General features: G+C 59.5%; 16 protein-coding genes and 4 tRNA genes. 10 read left to right on the top strand and 10 right to left on the bottom strand.

From position 1 onward, the window contains the following. Nucleotides 1-65: 65 nt before the first annotated feature. Nucleotides 66-605 (bottom strand): TetR/AcrR family transcriptional regulator, encoded by a 540-nt coding sequence (locus ABX75_RS24705; protein ID WP_047882845.1) that lies wholly within the window; start codon nucleotides 603-605, stop codon nucleotides 66-68. Between the two features lie 91 nt (nucleotides 606-696). On the opposite strand from ABX75_RS24705, the gene ABX75_RS24710 reads away from it, so the two are divergent. The 4 genes from ABX75_RS24710 to ABX75_RS24725 all read left to right on the top strand — a co-directional run bounded on the left by ABX75_RS24710 (nucleotide 697) and on the right by ABX75_RS24725 (nucleotide 5,442). Beyond that, nucleotides 697-1,890: an MFS transporter gene (locus tag ABX75_RS24710; RefSeq protein ID WP_047882846.1), complete on the top strand. Its 1,194-nt coding sequence runs from the start codon at nucleotides 697-699 to the stop codon at nucleotides 1,888-1,890. 42 nt (nucleotides 1,891-1,932) lie between these two features. Next, complete coding sequence (locus ABX75_RS24715; protein ID WP_034096715.1) at nucleotides 1,933-2,244, top strand: cupin domain-containing protein; 312 nt, start codon at nucleotides 1,933-1,935, stop codon at nucleotides 2,242-2,244. Between the two features lie 106 nt (nucleotides 2,245-2,350). Then, on the top strand, nucleotides 2,351-3,499 hold the full coding sequence (locus ABX75_RS24720; RefSeq protein ID WP_034096716.1) for a TDT family transporter: 1,149 nt from the start codon (nucleotides 2,351-2,353) through the stop codon (nucleotides 3,497-3,499). A 68-nt stretch (nucleotides 3,500-3,567) separates the two neighbouring features. After that, nucleotides 3,568-5,442, top strand: coding sequence for an MFS transporter (locus ABX75_RS24725; RefSeq protein ID WP_034096717.1), 1,875 nt, complete (start codon nucleotides 3,568-3,570; stop codon nucleotides 5,440-5,442). Between the two features lie 60 nt (nucleotides 5,443-5,502). Here the strand turns inward: ABX75_RS24725 and sugE are convergent, their stop codons facing one another. The 3 genes from sugE to rdgC all read right to left on the bottom strand — a co-directional run bounded on the left by sugE (nucleotide 5,503) and on the right by rdgC (nucleotide 7,968). Then, nucleotides 5,503-5,817: a quaternary ammonium compound efflux SMR transporter SugE gene (gene sugE / locus ABX75_RS24730; RefSeq protein ID WP_034096718.1), complete on the bottom strand. Its 315-nt coding sequence runs from the start codon at nucleotides 5,815-5,817 to the stop codon at nucleotides 5,503-5,505. A gap of 105 nt (nucleotides 5,818-5,922) precedes the next feature. After that, on the bottom strand, nucleotides 5,923-6,888 hold the full coding sequence (locus ABX75_RS24735; RefSeq protein WP_034112747.1) for a bile acid:sodium symporter family protein: 966 nt from the start codon (nucleotides 6,886-6,888) through the stop codon (nucleotides 5,923-5,925). 159 nt (nucleotides 6,889-7,047) lie between these two features. Then, a complete protein-coding gene (rdgC, locus tag ABX75_RS24740; protein ID WP_047882847.1) occupies nucleotides 7,048-7,968 on the bottom strand; it encodes a recombination-associated protein RdgC in 921 nt (306 codons plus the stop codon). A 159-nt stretch (nucleotides 7,969-8,127) separates the two neighbouring features. On the opposite strand from rdgC, the gene ABX75_RS24745 reads away from it, so the two are divergent. Further along, nucleotides 8,128-8,203, top strand: a tRNA-Val gene (locus tag ABX75_RS24745). Nucleotides 8,204-8,222: 19 nt separating this feature from the next. Next, nucleotides 8,223-8,299: transfer RNA gene (locus tag ABX75_RS24750), tRNA-Asp, on the top strand. 139 nt (nucleotides 8,300-8,438) lie between these two features. Here the strand turns inward: ABX75_RS24750 and ABX75_RS24755 are convergent. The 3 genes from ABX75_RS24755 to ABX75_RS24765 all read right to left on the bottom strand — a co-directional run bounded on the left by ABX75_RS24755 (nucleotide 8,439) and on the right by ABX75_RS24765 (nucleotide 12,458). Next, a complete protein-coding gene (locus ABX75_RS24755; protein WP_047882848.1) occupies nucleotides 8,439-10,871 on the bottom strand; it encodes a TonB-dependent siderophore receptor in 2,433 nt (810 codons plus the stop codon). 78 nt (nucleotides 10,872-10,949) lie between these two features. Continuing rightward, nucleotides 10,950-11,933 carry a FecR domain-containing protein gene (locus tag ABX75_RS24760; RefSeq protein WP_047882849.1) on the bottom strand — a complete coding sequence of 328 codons (984 nt, stop codon included), beginning with the start codon at nucleotides 11,931-11,933 and terminating at the stop codon, nucleotides 10,950-10,952. Nucleotides 11,934-11,939: 6 nt separating this feature from the next. Then, nucleotides 11,940-12,458, bottom strand: coding sequence for a sigma-70 family RNA polymerase sigma factor (locus ABX75_RS24765; protein WP_034096723.1), 519 nt, complete (start codon nucleotides 12,456-12,458; stop codon nucleotides 11,940-11,942). 202 nt (nucleotides 12,459-12,660) lie between these two features. On the opposite strand from ABX75_RS24765, the gene ABX75_RS24770 reads away from it, so the two are divergent. Further along, nucleotides 12,661-12,736: transfer RNA gene (locus ABX75_RS24770), tRNA-Val, on the top strand. 19 nt (nucleotides 12,737-12,755) lie between these two features. Then, nucleotides 12,756-12,832 (top strand) — tRNA-Asp (locus ABX75_RS24775). A gap of 49 nt (nucleotides 12,833-12,881) precedes the next feature. Here ABX75_RS24775 and ABX75_RS29525 read toward each other — a convergent pair. The 3 genes from ABX75_RS29525 to ABX75_RS24785 all read right to left on the bottom strand — a co-directional run bounded on the left by ABX75_RS29525 (nucleotide 12,882) and on the right by ABX75_RS24785 (nucleotide 16,111). Further along, nucleotides 12,882-13,031, bottom strand: a complete 150-nt coding sequence (locus ABX75_RS29525; RefSeq protein WP_169868311.1) for a hypothetical protein — start codon at nucleotides 13,029-13,031, stop codon at nucleotides 12,882-12,884. A 108-nt stretch (nucleotides 13,032-13,139) separates the two neighbouring features. Continuing rightward, nucleotides 13,140-14,306: a catalase family protein gene (locus ABX75_RS24780; protein ID WP_034096724.1), complete on the bottom strand. Its 1,167-nt coding sequence runs from the start codon at nucleotides 14,304-14,306 to the stop codon at nucleotides 13,140-13,142. Then, nucleotides 14,303-16,111 (bottom strand): di-heme-cytochrome C peroxidase, encoded by a 1,809-nt coding sequence (locus ABX75_RS24785; protein WP_047882850.1) that lies wholly within the window; start codon nucleotides 16,109-16,111, stop codon nucleotides 14,303-14,305. Before ABX75_RS24785 ends, ABX75_RS24780 begins: the two co-directional genes overlap by 4 nt. A 247-nt stretch (nucleotides 16,112-16,358) precedes the next feature. Here ABX75_RS24785 and ABX75_RS24790 point away from each other — a divergent pair, with 247 nt between their 5' ends. Both ABX75_RS24790 and ABX75_RS24795 read left to right on the top strand, forming a co-directional pair. Then, complete coding sequence (locus ABX75_RS24790; protein ID WP_047882851.1) at nucleotides 16,359-17,090, top strand: FKBP-type peptidyl-prolyl cis-trans isomerase; 732 nt, start codon at nucleotides 16,359-16,361, stop codon at nucleotides 17,088-17,090. A gap of 298 nt (nucleotides 17,091-17,388) precedes the next feature. Beyond that, nucleotides 17,389-17,844, top strand: a complete 456-nt coding sequence (locus ABX75_RS24795) for a YkvA family protein (protein WP_047882852.1) — start codon at nucleotides 17,389-17,391, stop codon at nucleotides 17,842-17,844. The last annotated feature ends 37 nt before the right edge of the window (nucleotides 17,845-17,881 follow it).

Consider the following 17,881-nt stretch of genomic DNA (forward strand, 5'->3'; position numbering starts at 1 on the left):
CTCCGAACGCAGTGAAAATGTGGGAGAGCCAAGCGCTCTCCCACCTATGGTTTTGCATCAGGTCTTCAGGACTTGAGTGCCAGCTCGATCAGCTCGTGCAGTTCTTCAACTGCCAACGGCGCGCTCGAGAAGAGAATACGAAACACTGTCGGCGCCGCCAGCAGGTTGATCAAGCGGTCCACGCTTGGCGCTGTTTCGCCGGGGTAGCGATCGACAATTGTCTGCAACTGCCCGCTCAGAATGCTGACGCAGTAGCCTTGCGTTGGGCTGCATTGCACGTCGCGCATCATCATGCGCCCCGGTTCCGAACTCATCTCATCCAGGTACTGCTCGGCCCAGGCTCGCAGGTCGCCGCGCAGGCTGCCGGTATCGGCCGGCTCGCTGTCCGGGCGCATGCGTGCCACGGCCACATCGGCGAGCAGGGCGGAGAGGTCCCCCCAGCGTCGGTAGATGGTCGACGGCGTCACCCCGGCGCGCGCGGCAGTCATCGGCACAGTCACGCTGGATCGCTCGTGGGCTTCCAATAGTTCACGCACGGCACAATGTACCGATGCTTGTACCCGGGCACTGCGGCCTCCCGGGCGAAGGCCTTCTTTAATCACCATGGACGCGACCTTAACACAAAGAATTTGCTTTAAGCGTCGGCGGGTCGCACACTGCACAAAAGCAAAATATTAGCTTTAGCGGAGCGTGCCCATGTCCAGTCTCACTTCCCATCGCCCCAGCCTGGTGTTCCTGGCGATCACCTTGCTGACGTTTCTCGCCGCCTCCAGCGCGCCGACGCCGTTGTATCACCTGTATCAGCAGCACTTGGACTTTTCCGCAGGCATGCTCACGCTGATCTTTGGTGTGTACGCCCTGAGCTTGTTAGCGGCGCTGCTGACCGTGGGCTCGCTGTCGGATTACCTGGGGCGCAAGCCGGTGATCTTCGCCGCACTGATCCTTGAGATGCTGGCGATGCTGCTTTTTATCAATGAAAGCAGTGTGGCCTGGCTGATCGTCGCGCGCACATTACAGGGCTTCGCCACCGGTATGGCCACCGCAGTGCTGGGCGCAGCGCTGCTGGATACCGATCACGAACAGGGCCCACTGATCAACAGCCTTGCGCCGTTGCTGGGCATGGCCTGCGGAGCGATGGGCTGCAGCCTGCTGGTGGAGTTCGCGCCATTTCCGACCCAGTTGATTTACTGGGTGCTGTTCGGCGCGATGCTGCTACAAGCCTTGCTTGTGTTGCGCCTGCCGGAAACCGTCAGTCCCATCGCCGGGGCGTTGGCGTCGTTGTGGCCTACGTTGCATGTGCCTGCCCAGGCGCGCCGCGCATTGTGGATTGCATTGCCGGTGGATATCGCGGTGTGGGCCATGGGCGGTTTCTATTTATCCCTGGCGCCTTCTCTGGTGCGGGCGGCGACCGGGTCGACATCGAACCTGATCGGCGGTGGATTGGTGGCGGTGCTGACCGTCAGCGGAGCGCTGATGATTTACGGCCTGCGCCACCGTGCGGCTGACAAAGTCCTGCGTCTGGGCGCCATGCTGTTGGCGCTGGGCGTGGCGCTGATCATCGGCGCCGTACACACAGCCAGCCTGCCGCTGTTCTTCGTCGCCACCCTGATCGCCGGCAGCGGGTTCGGCGCCGGGTTTCTGGGCGCTGTGCGCAGCGTCGTGCCATTGGCTCAGCCCCACGAGCGCGCAGGCTTGATGTCGGCGTTTTACGTCCTGAGCTACTTGGCGTTCTGCATACCCTCGTTGTTGGCGGGCACCCTGACGCGCACGTTCGGCCCGATCGCCACCACCGACGGCTATGGCGCCTCGTTGATCGTGTTGGCCCTCAGTGCCTTGATGGCGTTGCTGCTCCAGGACAGCACCAGGAGCCGCGCGACATCCAGTCGGTGATCCGGTCATAATCCGCGACTTCAACAGCCGAAGGGTTCGACGATGAAGATTATCCGCAGCAAAGACTTCACCGGCAGCCGTGCCTGGGAGGCGCTGGATATTGCCACTATGAACGGCATTACCACCCGTTTGCACTGGACCGATCAACCGTACCGCTGGCACATCAACGACGGCGAAGAAGTATTTGTCGTGCTCGACGGTCGGGTGCTGATGCACTACCGCGATAACGGCTTTGAACAGGTAGCTGAGTTGGCGGTGGGGGACATCTTTTATGCCAGCGTCGGTACCGAGCATGTCGCCCATCCCCAAGGCCCGGCACGCGTCCTGGTGATCGAAAGTGAAGGCAGTGTCTGATACTTATCGGTTGAATAGATAACAGTTAGAGAAATTACCCGTTATATAGATATGTGATCAGGTTCTATCATGAAATCAACCTCATAAGAGGAAGAGGACTGACACGATGACCTGCTCCACAACGCTTAGATATAAACCTTTCAGTCACCTGACCCGGCCTCGGGAAGTGATTCGCCAGTTCACACCCAATTGGTTCGCCGCGACCATGGGCACCGGCGTGCTCGCGCTGGCCTTGGCCCAATTGCCGGTGGCGCTGCCGGGCCTGCATGTTTTGGCCGAAGCGCTGTGGCTGTTCACCATCGTCTTGTTCATGCTGTTCAGTGGGCTGTATGCCGCGCGTTGGGTGATGTTCTTCCATGAAGCGCGACGGATCTTCGGGCACTCCACGGTTTCGATGTTCTTCGGCACCATCCCCATGGGCCTGGCCACGATTCTCAACGGCTTGCTGCTGTTCGGTCTGCCGCGCTGGGGCAGTGCCGTGGTGCCGTTGGCCGAGGTGCTGTGGTGGCTGGATGTGGCTATGGCCTTGGCCTGCGGCGTGCTGATCCCGTTCATGATGTTCACGCGCCAGGAGCACAGCATCGACCAGATGACCGCCGTGTGGTTGTTGCCCGTGGTCGCCGCCGAGGTCGCTGCTGCCAGTGGTGGGCTGTTGGCGCCGCACCTGGCCGATGCCCATTCGCAACTGGTGATGTTGGTGACCAGCTACGTGCTGTGGGCGTTTTCCCTGCCGGTGGCATTCAGCATCCTGACCATTCTGATGCTGCGCATGGCCTTGCACAAACTGCCCCACGCCAACATGGCCGCATCCAGCTGGCTGGCCTTAGGTCCCATCGGCACCGGCGCCCTCGGCATGTTGCTGCTGGGGGGCGATGCACCGGCGATCTTCGCCGCCAACGGCTTGCCAGGCATCGGTGACATCGCCAACGGCCTCGGCATGGTGGCCGGTATTACGCTGTGGGGCTTCGGTTTGTGGTGGATGCTGATCGCCGTGTTGATCACGCTGCGTTACCTGCGCGCCGAAATCCCCTTCAACCTGGGCTGGTGGGGCTTTACCTTCCCTCTGGGGGTGTACGCATTGACCACTCTGAAACTGGCGAACGTGTTGCACTTGGCGTTCTTCAATGTAGTGGGCAGCGTGCTGGTGGCGGCGTTGGCATGGATGTGGTTGATCGTGACCAAGCGCACCGTGGTGGGGGCCTATAAAGGTGAGCTTTTTGTTTCACCGTGTATTGCAGGATTAGGGAATAAGTAACCAGGATTAGGTAAAGTCGTGGCCTGATAATCGATAAGCCTTCAGGCCACGCAGGAACACGGACGACGATGAGCCATCCTTCCCAATTCACCTTGCTGCGCACTCGGCGATTTTTGCCGTTTTTCATCACCCAGTTGTTGGGTGCGTTCAACGACAACATCTTCAAGCAATCGCTGATCCTGGCGATCCTCTACAAACTCGCAATCGACGGCGATCGCGCCATTTGGGTCAACCTGTGCGCGCTGCTGTTTATTCTGCCGTTCTTTCTGTTCTCGGCGCTGGCCGGGCAGTTCGGCGAAAAATTCAATAAGGACGCGCTGATTCGGGTGATCAAGATCGCCGAGATCGTGATCATGGCCGTGGGCGCCACCGGTTTTTTGTTCAACCACCTGGAATTGATGCTGCTGGCGCTGTTCGCCATGGGCACGCACTCGGCGCTGTTCGGCCCGGTGAAGTATTCGATCATGCCCCAGGCATTGCGCGACGACGAGTTGGTCGGCGGTAACGGCCTGGTGGAAATGGGCACCTTCCTGGCGATCCTGGCGGGCACTATCGGCGCTGGGATCATGATGTCGTCCACCCATTACGCCAAGGTGGTGTCGGTGGCGATTGTCGGCGTGGCGGTGCTGGGTTACCTGGCCAGCCGCAGCATCCCGCGCGCGGCGGCCTCCACGCCGCAATTGCGCCTGAACTGGAATATCTTCAGCCAATCGTGGGCCACCTTGCGCATGGGCCTGGGGCAGACGCCGGCGGTGTCGCGCTCGATTGTCGGCAACTCGTGGTTCTGGTTTGTCGGCGCGATCTACCTGACGCAAATCCCGGCATATGCCAAGGAGTGGCTTTACGGCGACGAAACCGTGGTGACGCTGATTCTTACCGTGTTTTCAGTAGGCATCGCCCTGGGTTCGATGCTGTGCGAAAAGCTCTCCGGCCGTAAGGTGGAAATTGGTCTGGTGCCGTTCGGATCATTCGGCCTGACGGTGTTCGGCCTGTTGCTGTGGTGGCATTCCGGCGGCTTCCCGCAGAACGTCCAGGCCAACGATTGGCTGGCGGTGCTCAGCTACGGGCAGGCCTGGTGGGTACTGGCGGATATTCTCGGCCTGGGTGTGTTCGGCGGTTTCTATATCGTGCCGCTGTATGCGTTGATCCAGTCGCGCACGGTTGAACATGAGCGCGCTCGGGTGATCGCCGCCAACAACATCCTCAATGCGCTGTTCATGGTGGTGTCGGCGCTGGTGTCGATCCTGCTGTTGAGCGTGGCCAAGCTGTCGATTCCGCAGCTGTTCCTGGTGGTGTCGCTGCTCAATATCGCGGTCAATACCTACATCTTCCGAATCGTCCCCGAGTTCACCATGCGCTTCATGATCTGGCTGCTCAGCCATTCCATGTACCGCGTGGAGCACCGCAACCTGCAGGCCATCCCGGACGAAGGCGCGGCGTTACTGGTGTGCAATCATGTGTCGTTTGTCGATGCGCTGCTGATCGGTGGCGCGGTGCGTCGGCCGATTCGTTTTGTCATGTACTACAAGATCTACCGTTTGCCGGTGCTCAACTTTATCTTCCGCACCGCCGGGGCGATTCCGATTGCCGGGCGCAACGAAGATATCCAGATCTATGAGCAAGCCTTCAAGCGGATTGCCGAGTACCTGAAAGAAGGGGAGTTGGTGTGTATCTTTCCGGAGGGCAAGCTGACCGCCGATGGTGAGATGAATGAGTTTCGCGGTGGCGTGACGCGTATTCTGGAAGAGACGGCGGTGCCGGTGATTCCCATGGCGTTGCAGGGGTTATGGGGCAGTTTCTTCAGTCGCGATCCGAATAAAGGCTTCTTCCATCGCATCTGGTCGCGGGTGGTGCTGGTGGCCGGCGAGCCGGTTGCGGTGGAGGCGGCTACTCCTGCGCAATTGCAGGAAGTGGTAGCGGGACTGCGCGGCACGGTCCGTTAGATTTGTACGGCTAATCAGCGCTTACCGCGGGCGGGTTTGCCCACGGTAAGCGCTGGCGACCTAGGTGCTGAGCTTGAGACCAATCAACCCGAAGATGATCAATGCCACGCTGGCCAGCCGGAACAACGCCATGGATTCGCCAAACAGGATAATCCCGGCGATGACCGTCCCGACGGCACCCACGCCCGTCCATACGGCATAGGCAGTACCCAGCGGCAGCTCTTTCACGGCCAGCCCCAGCAGGCCAAGGCTCACAGCCATGGCGGCAAGGGTCAGCACGGTGGGCAGTGGCTTACTGAAACCATCGGTGTACTTCAAGCCGACGGCCCAGCCCACTTCGAACAACCCGGCAAAGAACAGAATGATCCAAGACATGGGTAACCCCTTCTGTGGATGGGGTCGTCCCCGGAATTGGCGCTTGGAAGCGTCGCGGGGTCGTCCCCGCGAAGGGCGTTAGAGTGCCGAACATCGATCACGCGATCAAGTTGGCGGGGTGCTCTCCAGTGGGAGACGGTCTTGCGCTTCGCTCATCCGGCGGAAGTAAGTCGACAGCAATGCCCCGGAAATATTGTGCCAGACGCTGAACAGCGCGCTCGGCACAGCCGCCAATGGCGAGAAGTGCGCGCTGGCCAGCGCGGCGCCCAGCCCGGAGTTTTGCATGCCCACCTCCAGCGCCAGGGATTTGCGTTGTGCCAAGGGCAGTTTGAACAGGCGACCGGTGAAGTAACCCAGCAAGTAGCCGAAGCTGTTATGCAGCATCACCACCGCCATGATCAACAGGCCCGACTCGGCAATCTTGGCCTGGCTCGCCGCAACCACCGCCGCGACGATCGTCACGATGCTGATCACCGACACCAGCGGCAGTACCTCCACCGCATGGCGCACGCGCTCACCAAGCACGCGTTGCGCCACCACGCCGAGCACGATCGGCAGCAGCACCACTTGCAGGATCGACCAGAACAGCTCCATGAACGACACCGGCAACCAGGCTGACGCCAGTAACCAGATCAGCGCCGGCGTCAGCAGCGGGGCGAGGAGGGTGGTGACGGCGGCGATGGCCACCGACAACGCCAGATCGCCACGGGCCAGCCAAGTCATTACGTTGGACGAGGTACCGCTTGGGCAGCAGCCCACCAGGATCACACCGACGGCAATCTCCGGCGGCAGATGAAACACCTGGCACAACAACCAGGCCACGCCGGGCATGATCACAAAGTGCGCCACCACGCCCAGCGCCACGCGCCATGGGTGCCGGGCGACTTCAGCGAAGTCATCCAGCTTCAGGGTCAGCCCCATACCGAACATCACCAGCCCCAGTAACGGCACGATGGCGCTTTTCAGGCCAATGAACCAGGACGGTTCGAAGAACGCCACAACGGCGAAAATCAACACCCAATAGGCGAAGGTGTTGCCGACGAAGCGGCTCAGGCTGGCGAGGGCGCGCATGGGAATGTCCTTTTTCGTTGGTCTTTTTTTGAAGGGTTGATGCGGTCAAATGTGGCAGGGGGCTTGCCCGTGATCGCACTGTGTCAGCCAATGAATAAGTTGACCGACACAGCGCAATCCCGAACACGCGCCTCTAACGCCTCCCGATCCTCACACGGCTTAGATGCCCTGCGGGGTCTCTTCTCCGCCCAGCGCTTCGATCAGCGCCGGCAGGAAGTCGCCGAAGGTCAGCATCATCAGGGTAAAGCTGGCATCCAACTGGCCCAGGGCTTCGTCGCCGCCGTCCTGTTCCGCCTGGTCCTGCAGCAGGTCTTCGAACTTCAGGCGCTTGACGGTCATTTTGTCGTCGAGCATGAAGGACAATTTGTCTTGCCAGGCCAGGGCCAACTGAGTCACGACTTTGCCGGTGGTCAGATGCAGCTGGATTTCTTCGCTGGTCAGGTCCTGACGCTTGCAACGCACGATGCCGCCGTCTTCGTGAGTGTCGCGCAGCTCGCACTCGTCGAGGACGAAGAAGTCATCGGCCGGTTTCTGGGTGGTGACCCAGTCGGTCATGATGGCGGTCGGTGCGGTTTTCACCGTCAGCGGACGTACCGGCAGGGTGCCGATCACTTCACGCAGGGTGGAGAGCAGGTCTTCGGCGCGCTTGGGGCTGGCCGAGTTCACCAGGATCAGACCCTGTTTCGGCGCGATGGCGGCAAAGGTCGACGAGCGACGAATAAATGCGCGGGGCAGGAAGGCCTGGATGATCTCATCCTTGATCTGGTCGCGTTCTTTCTTATAGACCTTGCGCATCTGCTCGGCCTCGATCTCTTCGACTTTCTCCTTGAGTGCGTCACGCACCACGCTGCCCGGCAGAATGCGTTCTTCCTTGCGCGCGGCGATCAGCAGGAAGTCACCGCTGACGTGCACCAGGGGCGCATCTTCACCTTTGCCGAACGGGGCGACAAAACCGTAAGTGGTCAACTCCTGGCTTGCACATGGGCGCGCCAGCTTGGTGGCCATGGCCGCTTCCAACGCCTCGGCATCAACAGGCAGATCTTGGGTCAGGCGATAGATAAGCAGGTTCTTGAACCACATGGGGTGAGTCTCTCCTTTATACAAAGGGGGGCATTATTCTCTTCATATCGCGCCAGGCCAACCCTGCCTAAGCCATTGGAAGCTATCAAAAAAAAGATTTAAGAAAGTGCTTGCCAGACTTGGGGACGCTCCGTAGAATGCGCGCCACACCGAAACGAAGGGTGATTAGCTCAGCTGGGAGAGCATCTGCCTTACAAGCAGAGGGTCGGCGGTTCGATCCCGTCATCACCCACCATTCGCTTCAAGTGTTACGCGCAGCGGTAGTTCAGTCGGTTAGAATACCGGCCTGTCACGCCGGGGGTCGCGGGTTCGAGTCCCGTCCGCTGCGCCATATTCGGTAACCTGGAACACTGAACGCCAGGTCACCACAGAAAGCCCGCTCATTGAGCGGGCTTTTTGCTGTCTGGACTTTGCATAAACTGAAAAACGCCGCCGATCAGGTTTGATCAGCGGCGTTTTTTATTGGGGCTCTAGAAATCCCAGCGCGTGGTCACCATAAAGTTGCGCGGCTCGCCGTAAGCGGCGGAGTTATAGAAGCCGATATTGGTGTAGTAGTGCTTGTCGAACAGGTTGTTGACGTTCAGTGTGGCCGACAGATTCTTAGTGACCTGGTACTTGGTCATCACATCCACCAGCCAATAAGCGTCCTGGGAGAACTCTTCGTATTGCTTATGCGGGTTGTTGTAGATGTCCTGCCAGCCAACGCTCTGCCAGCGTACGCCACCGCCGACGGTCAACTTGTCCAATTGGCCCTTGAGTTGGTAGGTGGTGTACAGCTTGACCTGATCTTCAGGCTCGAAGGTGGAGATTTTTTCGTCCTTGTCGTCGCGCACTATCTTGTGGGTGTAGCCGGCCTGAAGTTGCCAGCCAGGAGCAATCTCGCCGGACATCTCCAACTCATAACCTTTGGTAACGGCCTTGCTGCTTTTGTAGGCGTAGTTGTTTGGGATTGGCGTTTGGTTGTTGTACTCGTCATCCGAAAGCGCGCGATTGGATTCATGGATTTCAAAGTAGGCTGCACTGGCGTTCACGCGACCGTCGAGGAAGTCGGCTTTCAGACCCAGCTCCCAGTTCTGGCCATCGTCGGGCTCAAGCAGCTTGTTGTCGCGGTCGCGGTTGTAATTCTCCTGCGGCATGAAGATATCGGTGTAGCTGGCGTACACCGAGTAAGTGTCGTTAAGGTCGTACACGGCACCGACGTAAGGCACGAAACGTCCAGACTCACGGTAATTGGGGTTGTAGCCTGTGACCTGGTAGTTGACCACGCGTCCGCCCAGCAGCAGCTTGAGGTCGTCGGCAAGGTTCAGGCGCGTGGTGACATAAGCGCCTGTCTGGCGCACGGTGTCATCGGTCAGCGATTGTGCCTGACCCCAATCCGGTATGGCGGCGTGGCCGTGCCAGTTATTGAAATCGACGATATTCGGCGAGAGATTCCAGTAGCCTTTACCTTTCCATTCGGAGGCGCTGATGGAGCCGCCCAGCACCAGTTCATGTTCTCGACCTCCCAGGCTGAACGGGCCGCTCACGTATAGGTCGGCGGAATCGCTGACAGTTTCCCCGGTGTACTTGCCCGACGTGAGTTGTGCGGTGCCATCCGGTTGAGGCTGGTCGCCTTGGATCGAACCCATCAACGCGTGGTAGCCGTTGATCTTGTGATCCAATTGCAGCTTGGTCACCCATCCATCACCCAGATCGTGCTCAAGCACGGCAAATACGGTGCGTGTGTATTGCTCCCAACTGCTCCAATCGGCGGCGTTGTTGAACGAGCGCTTGACGCTATTGCGATCGCCTTTGGCGTTGATCAGCGGAAAACTGCCCGACCATGAAGAACCCTTTGGCAGCGTGTCCTGATAGTCGCCGCCTACGGTCAGCAGGGTGTCGGGTGACAGATCGAACTCCATGATGCCGTAGTACGTGGGACTCTGGCGCGAGTAGTGATCCATGAACGAATGCTTGTCCTGGTACGCCGCCACGGCTCTGCCGCGCACGTTGCCACTTTCGGTCAGCGGACCGCTGACATCCAGCTCGCTGCGGTAGTTGTCCCAGGAACCGGCGCCGAGGGTGGCGTGTCCTTGAAAGTCTGCGGTAGGTTTCTTACGCACCAGGTTGATTGTCGCCCCCAGCGAGCCTGCGCCAGTTAGCAGGCCGGTGGCACCCTTGAGCACTTCGACGCGGTCGTAGATCGCCATGTCGCTCAGGGTGTTGCCCGCTGAGTAAGCGACATTGCGCGCCGTGGACGGAATGCCGTCGTACTGGAAGTTGTTGATGGAAAAACCCCGGGCATAGTAGTTGGTACGCTCGGTGTCGAAGGCTGACACAGTGATGCCGGGTGTATGGCGCATCACATCGTCGACGTTGTTCAGGCCGAAATCATCCATGTGCTGGCGGGTGACTACCGAGACCGATTGCGGCGTTTCCTTGGGCGTCAGCACCAGCCGTGTCGAGGTCGCGATTGTGCCGGGCGTGTAGGATCCGGTGCCCTCGGTGACGTTACCGAGCTGGTTACCGCTGACTTGGGTCGGGCTCAGCTCCATGGTGTCGCCGCCGCTGACGGGCGCGGGTTCCAGCGCATAGACCTGATCGCCTTTTACCGCACGGTAGCCGCTGCCTTGCAGCAAACTATCGAAACCGTCCTGGATGCCGTAGGAGCCTTTCAGACCTTGCCCTTGAAGGCCTTCCAGTTCGTGGGACTGGAACACGATGGCGACGCCCGCCTGCTGGGCAAACCGATTGAGCGAGCTGCCTAGCGGCCCGGCTGGAATGTCGTACGTCCGAGTGGTGATGCTGGCGACGTCTGCATGGGCCAGACTCATATTTAATGTGATGGTGGTGATCAGCGCCAGCGACAGTGGCGCGCTTTTCAGGAGTCGAAAACGTCTGCCCGCGGGGGAGGGGGTAGGCATGGTGAAGGTAGTCCTTTATGTGCTGAATTACCTTCCTTGACGGGCAGCTTCATAAAAACCGGAAGCAAATGCGAATAATTATTCATTGGGCGGCATTTCGGGTGTGACGACGATCAGCCAAGGGGTGAAAGCATGGGCCCGTATCGGCAGTGTTTGCGCCAACAGTTGCAAGGCATGGTCGCTGTCATCCAGCGGTATGACGGCCGACACTCGTATGCCTTGGAGCGCATGGCGATCGAATTGGACACGGCCGGCGCGATGCCGGGCGATTTCGTCCAGCACCTCGGGCAATGGCCGATTCTCGACCACCAATTGATGACGGCGCCACGCCTCGTTGATGCTGGCCGGGTCGACCGTGCCGCTTAGGCGGACATCATTCGAGCGCATCAGGGCCCGCGAGCCTGCGTCGACCTCCAGCGTCTGCTCGCCATCGGCACTGTGTGCGGCTACGCGGGATTCGAGCATGCTCAGTACGGTGACATCACCGTCTCGCTTGACCACGAACCGTGTGCCCCGCGCGCGCAATGTGCCTTGGGGTGTCTGCACGACAAACGGCCGCGTGCTGTCGTGGGCCACTTCCACCAGTATTTCGCCTTGCAGCAAATCGATACGGCGCTGCTTGCCATCGAAATGCAGGTTCACCGCGCTGACGCCGTTGAAGGCCAGCGTCGAGCCATCTGCCAATTGCAGGGTTTGCCATTGGCCCGGACCGTTGCGCACATCGGCCATCCATTGCTGGGGGTAAAGGCTGACAAGCAATGCGGCGGTTGGAATCGCCAGGCTGCACGCCAATACCAATGCGCGCACGGCGTTCTTGCTACGGCGGTTTCTAGGCTGCGCGAAAGCCGCGTTCAGCGCCGCCTTTGCTAGGTTTTTTTTGCCGCGCAGGGCCTGCATGCGGACAATGACTGCTTCCATTCGAGCGGCGGCCGCAGCGTGATGCGGGCCTTGCTGTTTCCAGCGTTCGAACGCCTGGCGCTGGGGCTCGTTCAGTTCGCCTTCATGCAGGTGCAGGAGCCATTCGGCGGCTTGCTCTTCGATCTCTGGGTGGCTATCCGACATGCTTTATCAAGTGTCCATGCTATGGCCGCAGTGCATGAGCGCCTGGATCAGATATTTGCGTACAGTGCGTTCCGACAATTTGAGCTGGCGGGCGATTTGCTGCTGGGTCATTTCTTCCAAGTAATACAGCACGAATGCCTGGCGCGCGTATTCGTGCATGCCTTCCAGGATAAACGCGATCTGTTCAAGGGCTTCAAGGGTGGTGTGGATCTGCTCCGGGGACTGAAACCCCTCCAATGCGTCCACCGTGAGGGCCAATTCCTGCAGGTAGGCTTGTTCAATCTGTCGGCGCCGCGTCTGGTCAATGATCAGGCGCCGGGCTGTGGTGCTCAGATAAGCCCGGGGTTCGCGAATGCCGGCCACGGACTCGCGCGCGTTCAGGATGCGTGCAAACGTATCCTGGGCCAGGTCGGCCGCATGATGCCGGCAGCGCAGTTTGCGTCGCAGCCAAGTGAGCAGCCAGCCATGATGCTCGCTGTAGAGCTGGGAAATTTCCCGTTGGAATGGCGGTTCACCCACAGACATAGGTGTGACTCAGGCGTTATTGAGAATGGTTTTTAATTGTGCGGCCAAGCAACAGGTAAACGCAATAGACTCGCGTTTGAAGGGGAGTGGAGCCTGTTTTTACGGGCCTTTTCCGGTCATCAGAAAAATTTTTAAATAAAGTGCATTTAAATCAAGACATTGCGAAATTTTGCTGTATGATGCCGCCCACACCGAAAGTGAAGGGTGATTAGCTCAGCTGGGAGAGCATCTGCCTTACAAGCAGAGGGTCGGCGGTTCGATCCCGTCATCACCCACCATTCGCTTCAAGTGTTACGCGCAGCGGTAGTTCAGTCGGTTAGAATACCGGCCTGTCACGCCGGGGGTCGCGGGTTCGAGTCCCGTCCGCTGCGCCATATTCGGTAACCTGGACCACTGAACGCCAGGTCACCACAAGAAGCCCGCTCATTGAGCGGGCTTTTTTGTGCCTGGGATTTGGTTAGTCGGCTTTTCCTTGCGCGGCTGACGGATAGCCAGGTGCTCGAAGCAAAACGAGGCCGTGCCGAACACCGCGATAAGGGTCAGTACGATCATGCCGAGGGTTGAGCTTTCCACAGTGAATTCCTAAATGATGGGGTAGGAAATCACGCTAAGTGCATGGCGAAAACACCTCAATAGACCCGACGCAATCCTTACAGCGTCGGGCCCTTTGTTACGTACTCTTTACGGCGCGTTGCGGCTATGGCGGTAGTCGCTGACCGCTTCATACACCGCCTTGCGCAGGCGGTTGATACCGCCGATGGGGCGGTGCTCCGCGACGCCAAACCAGGGGTTGAACGATTGGTTGTCGCACGCCAGGTTTTGCGCCGGGGTGTCGAAGTCCTGAGCCGGAATCCGAACGGTGGCTACGGTTTCATAGGGCGCGTCGCTCTCTTTCCACTCGATGCTGGTGTCTTCGATGGGCATGAACTTCTGCGGATTCTGCCGCTGGATCTGCAAGACGAAGCACGCCGGTACACGATCTGTCGAGAGCTGCTGGCTCAAGGCACTGCGCAAGAAGTTCGGCAGGTCCTGGTTCTGTTTGGGCAGCACGTACTCCGGACAGTTCTGTGGGGCGGGCGCTACGCGGAATTTGGCATTGGCCGCGCCGAACTTGTAGGGCGATACCGAAAAGTAGGTGGTCTGCGTCGGGCTGGCCGGTGCCGGCGCCAGAGTTGCCAGGGCGATAAACAGATGGCGCACTTGCCATGTGCGTGGGTCGATCTTGGGAAAGAACGCCAGCACTTTCTTGCCGTCCGCCTGGGCGCCGATGTTCTGGGCGTACTCCGCGACGTCGCTGACGAAAAAGTTGGGATGGCTGAACATCACAAAGTCTTGTTCGGTACGGCTTTGCTGGTCCGCCAGCAGTTGTTTGCCCGGTACGTCGAGTAACTTGAGCGCCATGCCCCGCGCGTCGCGGATGCTGTCGAACTGTGGGTAGGCATTGCCGTTTGATAACCGCATGCTGGCCTGCCAGGTCTTACCAGGTTCGGCGAACACGCCCTGGCGTAGCGCAGGGTCCAGATCGCTCAATACGCTGACTTCGGCCTTCACGCAGCCATGTGCTTTGGCATGGGCGTCGCGCAGGTAGCGCGTGCCTTCGCGATGCTGATCGACGATGCGTACCGCCGTCTGGATGATGCCTTGGGTCATCGCTGCTTCACCCGGCGGCACTTGCTCATCTGCCGACACCGGGCCGCTATGTTGCCATGCATACCAGGCCGTGGTCGCCAGCCAGCCAATCAGGCCCAGCGTTACCAGCCAGAGCAACGTCTTGCCAAGAAAGCGGCCAACCCACAACCAGAGGCGTGCAAGCAGGGAAGGGCGGTCATATTGAGATCGAATCATCATGGCAGTTGTTGCTCCAAAGGGCCGCCCAGTACTTTGAGGTATTCCAGCAGCGCCCAGCGCTCCTGTGGCAGCAGGCCACGGCCAATCACGCCGTTGCCTAGTTGGCCGGCACGGAATTCGTGGCCGCTGTTATGGTTACCCGTCACCCGGGTGTCGAACAGGAAGGCATTCTTGAACGCCGCGGTCTCAAAGCCCAAATGGCGCGGATCGTACTCGAAGGTGCCCTTATAAAAGGTGGTGCTGCGCTCATCCTGGGGCGAGAGCAGTTGGTAAATAGTCGGCACCGAGCCATTGTGCAGGAACGGTGGCGTGGCCCACACGCCGGCCAGTGGGCGCGCCTTGTAGGCACGCAACTCGCGCACGCCGATCGGCAGGCCATAGCCATCCAGCCGTGGGCGCTCGGCCGGAGTCACGCCGGCGGCACGGTAGGCATGGTCTTCGACGAAGGCTGTGACGTAGGCCAGGCCTTTGGCCACCGACATTTTCTTCAGGTCCAACGGTTCGGTCGGGGTGGGGTGCAGTTCGACATTCAGTCGGGCCAGTTCGGCCGGGTCCCATTGCAGGGCGCTGAGGTCGTAACGTTGATCAGCGATATTACTGGCGGTACCGGGGTCGGTGCCGATGTATTCAACCGGCAGCATTTTCAAGTGCTGCACTGGCCGACCATTTTCCTCGGTCACATTCGGTACGTGGCAGCCTGCGCAGTTTTCGGCGAACAGCGCACGACCTTGGGCGGCCAGAGGCTTGTCGATGGCGCCGAACAGGTCTTCCGGCCAGGTGGGCGGTTTGAGGCGTTGCAGGGTTTCTTCAATCAGGTTGAGGTCGCGCACCCGTACGCTGGAAGGGTAGCGCGCCTCGCCTTGCAGGGGTTGGCCGGCGCTGTCGAAGAAGGTCAGGGTCGCGCCGACGCCCAGGGCTTCGCCGATGTTGCGTGCCATGGGTTGTTGCGCCGAGCCGTTCCATTGCACCCAGTCGAAGGTCCAGATGTCCCACAGCTGCGGGTAGTCCACGGGGGCATTGGCGACGCGGTAGTTGTCTGGCGAAATCCCATCGCCAAAGCTGGCGTTGGCGATGCGGCCAAAGGCGTCGGTGCGACCGGGGCCCTCTTCGGTGGGATAGAGGCCGCGGTGGGTATCGTTCCAGGCCACTTTGAGAAATTGATTCAGCGACTGTTTGAAGTCCTGACGCAGTTGGCTGCGGTCGGTTTCATATCGATCCCCCAGCACCTGACGGGCGAAGCGCTCGAATTTCCAGGGGTTGTAATAGGTTGCCGCCAGGCTGGCAACGAGTGCCTGGCCGAAGCTACCGCCGCGCAGGGTGGGTACGCTTGATGGCAAAACGTGTTGGGCCGAGCCGCCATCGATACGCAGCGCCTGGCCTTGGAAATGCAACTCGCCGGTATGGCACGCGGCGCAGGTGATATCCAGGTATTCAACGTTGCTGTCGGCGTTTTTGTGGCGGGCGAACCCTACAGGCAGATTGCCGGGGTTTTGCGCGCTGGGCACCTGCTTGGGGTCGACCAGAAAGCCGAAGCGCGCCAGGTATTCTGGTGTGGCAAAGCGTCGCTCGGAGAACGGCAATTCCAGGGCGGTGAACCAATCGTAATGCAGGCCTTTTACCTGGGTGCCCTGAGGCGTGAAGTAGTAGGTCTGGCGGTCGGCGGCGCTCCATTGGTCCTGGTAATGCACCTGCTTCACCGGCACAGGGTCCGGCAGCTTGGGGTTGACGATGTAATAGATCACCACCGTCAGAATCAGGCCCAGCACGAGCCCGATCAGCAGCAAAATACGGGAAAAAATGCGCAAGATAACTATCCTTGTCGAGGGGTTGCGTTGTTATGCCACTAGGCCAGAGGTGCGGCAAGTGGCCATGAGCCTGGATGAAGGCGGTCCCGCGGTCCGTCGCGGGCCCTCATGATGAATGAAAATGCTTTTAAACACGTGAACTTATCGGAAGTTTCCTGCTCACATGCCGGTAGCCATTGGTCGTGGCCGCCTGATAAGCTCGCGACTTTATTCAAATGCCCTATTGGCGCATGAACAAGGAAATAGCATGAAACAGCATCGGTTGGCGGCGGCGGTGGCCCTGGTTAGCCTGGTACTTGCGGGTTGTGATTCGCAGACCAGCGTAGAGCTGAAAACCCCGGCGCAAAAAGCTTCCTATGGCATCGGCCTGAACATGGGCAAAAGCCTTGCCCAGGAAGGCATGGATGACCTGGATTCCAAAGCAGTAGCCCAAGGCATCGAAGATGCCGTCGGCAAGAAAGAGCAGAGGCTCAAAGACGACGAACTGGTTGAAGCGTTCGCCGCACTGCAAAAACGTGCTGAAGAACGCATGGCCAAAATGAGCGAAGAGTCGGCAGCCGCCGGCAAGAAATTCCTCGAAGACAATGCCAAGAAAGACGGCGTCGTCACCACTGCTTCCGGTCTGCAGTACAAGATCACCAAGAAAGCCGATGGCCCGCAGCCTAAGCCTACTGACGTGGTCACTGTTCACTACACCGGTAAGCTGACTAACGGCACTACCTTTGACAGTTCCGTGGATCGCGGCAGCCCGATTGACCTGCCGGTCAGCGGCGTGATTCCAGGTTGGGTCGAAGGTCTGCAATTGATGCACGTTGGCGAAAAGGTCGAACTGTATATCCCGTCCGACCTGGCCTACGGTGCTCAGAGCCCGAGCCCGGCGATTCCAGCCAATTCCGTGCTGGTATTTGACCTGGAGCTGCTGGGCATCAAGGACCCAGCCAAGGCTGAAGCTCCTGCCGCACCGGCCGCCAAGAAGTAATAGGCGCCTGAACACACAACGCCCCGTCTCGACGGGGCGTTGTTGTTTCTGCGGTTCGCGTACATCCAAACGAACGTCCGCAACCTGTAACAGTCTGATATAACACTCGAGCACGGGTAACCGCACAGCAACGCCAAGTCAATGAAATCTTGGGTTTTTTTGAGGTGCGCAAAAAACGCCCGATCTGACTGTAAGCCTTGTAACCCGTGGCTTTCAGGCCGCAAAACAGGCTCTGTTCACAAGGTTATCCACAATTTGTGTGGATAACCTTGTGTGTCGACTGGAACTGGAGTGACCGATGAAACCACCCTTCAATTTCACCCGCTTTCTGCCCATGGCGGCACGTTTGTTGGGGCGTGGACGTTTGCCGACCTTGTTGTTCGCCGTCGCCGCCAAAGGTTCCAGCCAGGGCAGCCGCCTCGGCAAGCTCAAGGACGACCTCAAGCTGCTTCAAGCCCTTTGCCTGGCTTACTGGCGCGGCGAATATCGCGCCATCAGCCCCAAGGCACTGATCTCGATCGTGGCGGGGCTGATGTACTTTCTGAGCCCTATCGACGCGATCCCGGACTTTATCCCGATGTTTGGTATGTTCGATGATATCGCCGTACTAGCATGGATCATGAAGACGCTGGACGGCGAACTTAACGCCTTCCGTGCTTGGCGTGAGGCACAGCGCCCGGAGAAGCTCGCCGTGGTCGAGCGCCTGCCTGCCACGCCTGCGCTGTTGGCCCAGGAAAACCCGCAAAAAAACTGATTGCATCGCTATCCCCCTGCGACCTATACGGCTGTTA

It is taken from the genome of Pseudomonas sp. ARP3, from assembly GCF_001029595.1.
Taxonomy (GTDB): domain Bacteria; phylum Pseudomonadota; class Gammaproteobacteria; order Pseudomonadales; family Pseudomonadaceae; genus Aquipseudomonas; species Aquipseudomonas rhodesiae.

Coding starts and splice junctions, on each gene's coding strand:
- ABX75_RS24705 (WP_047882845.1), bottom strand. CDS start 605: ATGGTGATTAAAGAAGGCCTTCGCCCGGGAGGCCGCAGTGCCCGGGTA.
- ABX75_RS24710 (WP_047882846.1), top strand. CDS start 697: ATGTCCAGTCTCACTTCCCATCGCCCCAGCCTGGTGTTCCTGGCGATC.
- ABX75_RS24715 (WP_034096715.1), top strand. CDS start 1,933: ATGAAGATTATCCGCAGCAAAGACTTCACCGGCAGCCGTGCCTGGGAG.
- ABX75_RS24720 (WP_034096716.1), top strand. CDS start 2,351: ATGACCTGCTCCACAACGCTTAGATATAAACCTTTCAGTCACCTGACC.
- ABX75_RS24725 (WP_034096717.1), top strand. CDS start 3,568: ATGAGCCATCCTTCCCAATTCACCTTGCTGCGCACTCGGCGATTTTTG.
- sugE (WP_034096718.1), bottom strand. CDS start 5,817: ATGTCTTGGATCATTCTGTTCTTTGCCGGGTTGTTCGAAGTGGGCTGG.
- ABX75_RS24735 (WP_034112747.1), bottom strand. CDS start 6,888: ATGCGCGCCCTCGCCAGCCTGAGCCGCTTCGTCGGCAACACCTTCGCC.
- rdgC (WP_047882847.1), bottom strand. CDS start 7,968: ATGTGGTTCAAGAACCTGCTTATCTATCGCCTGACCCAAGATCTGCCT.
- ABX75_RS24755 (WP_047882848.1), bottom strand. CDS start 10,871: ATGCCTACCCCCTCCCCCGCGGGCAGACGTTTTCGACTCCTGAAAAGC.
- ABX75_RS24760 (WP_047882849.1), bottom strand. CDS start 11,933: ATGTCGGATAGCCACCCAGAGATCGAAGAGCAAGCCGCCGAATGGCTC.
- ABX75_RS24765 (WP_034096723.1), bottom strand. CDS start 12,458: ATGTCTGTGGGTGAACCGCCATTCCAACGGGAAATTTCCCAGCTCTAC.
- ABX75_RS24780 (WP_034096724.1), bottom strand. CDS start 14,306: ATGATGATTCGATCTCAATATGACCGCCCTTCCCTGCTTGCACGCCTC.
- ABX75_RS24790 (WP_047882851.1), top strand. CDS start 16,359: ATGAAACAGCATCGGTTGGCGGCGGCGGTGGCCCTGGTTAGCCTGGTA.
- ABX75_RS24795 (WP_047882852.1), top strand. CDS start 17,389: ATGAAACCACCCTTCAATTTCACCCGCTTTCTGCCCATGGCGGCACGT.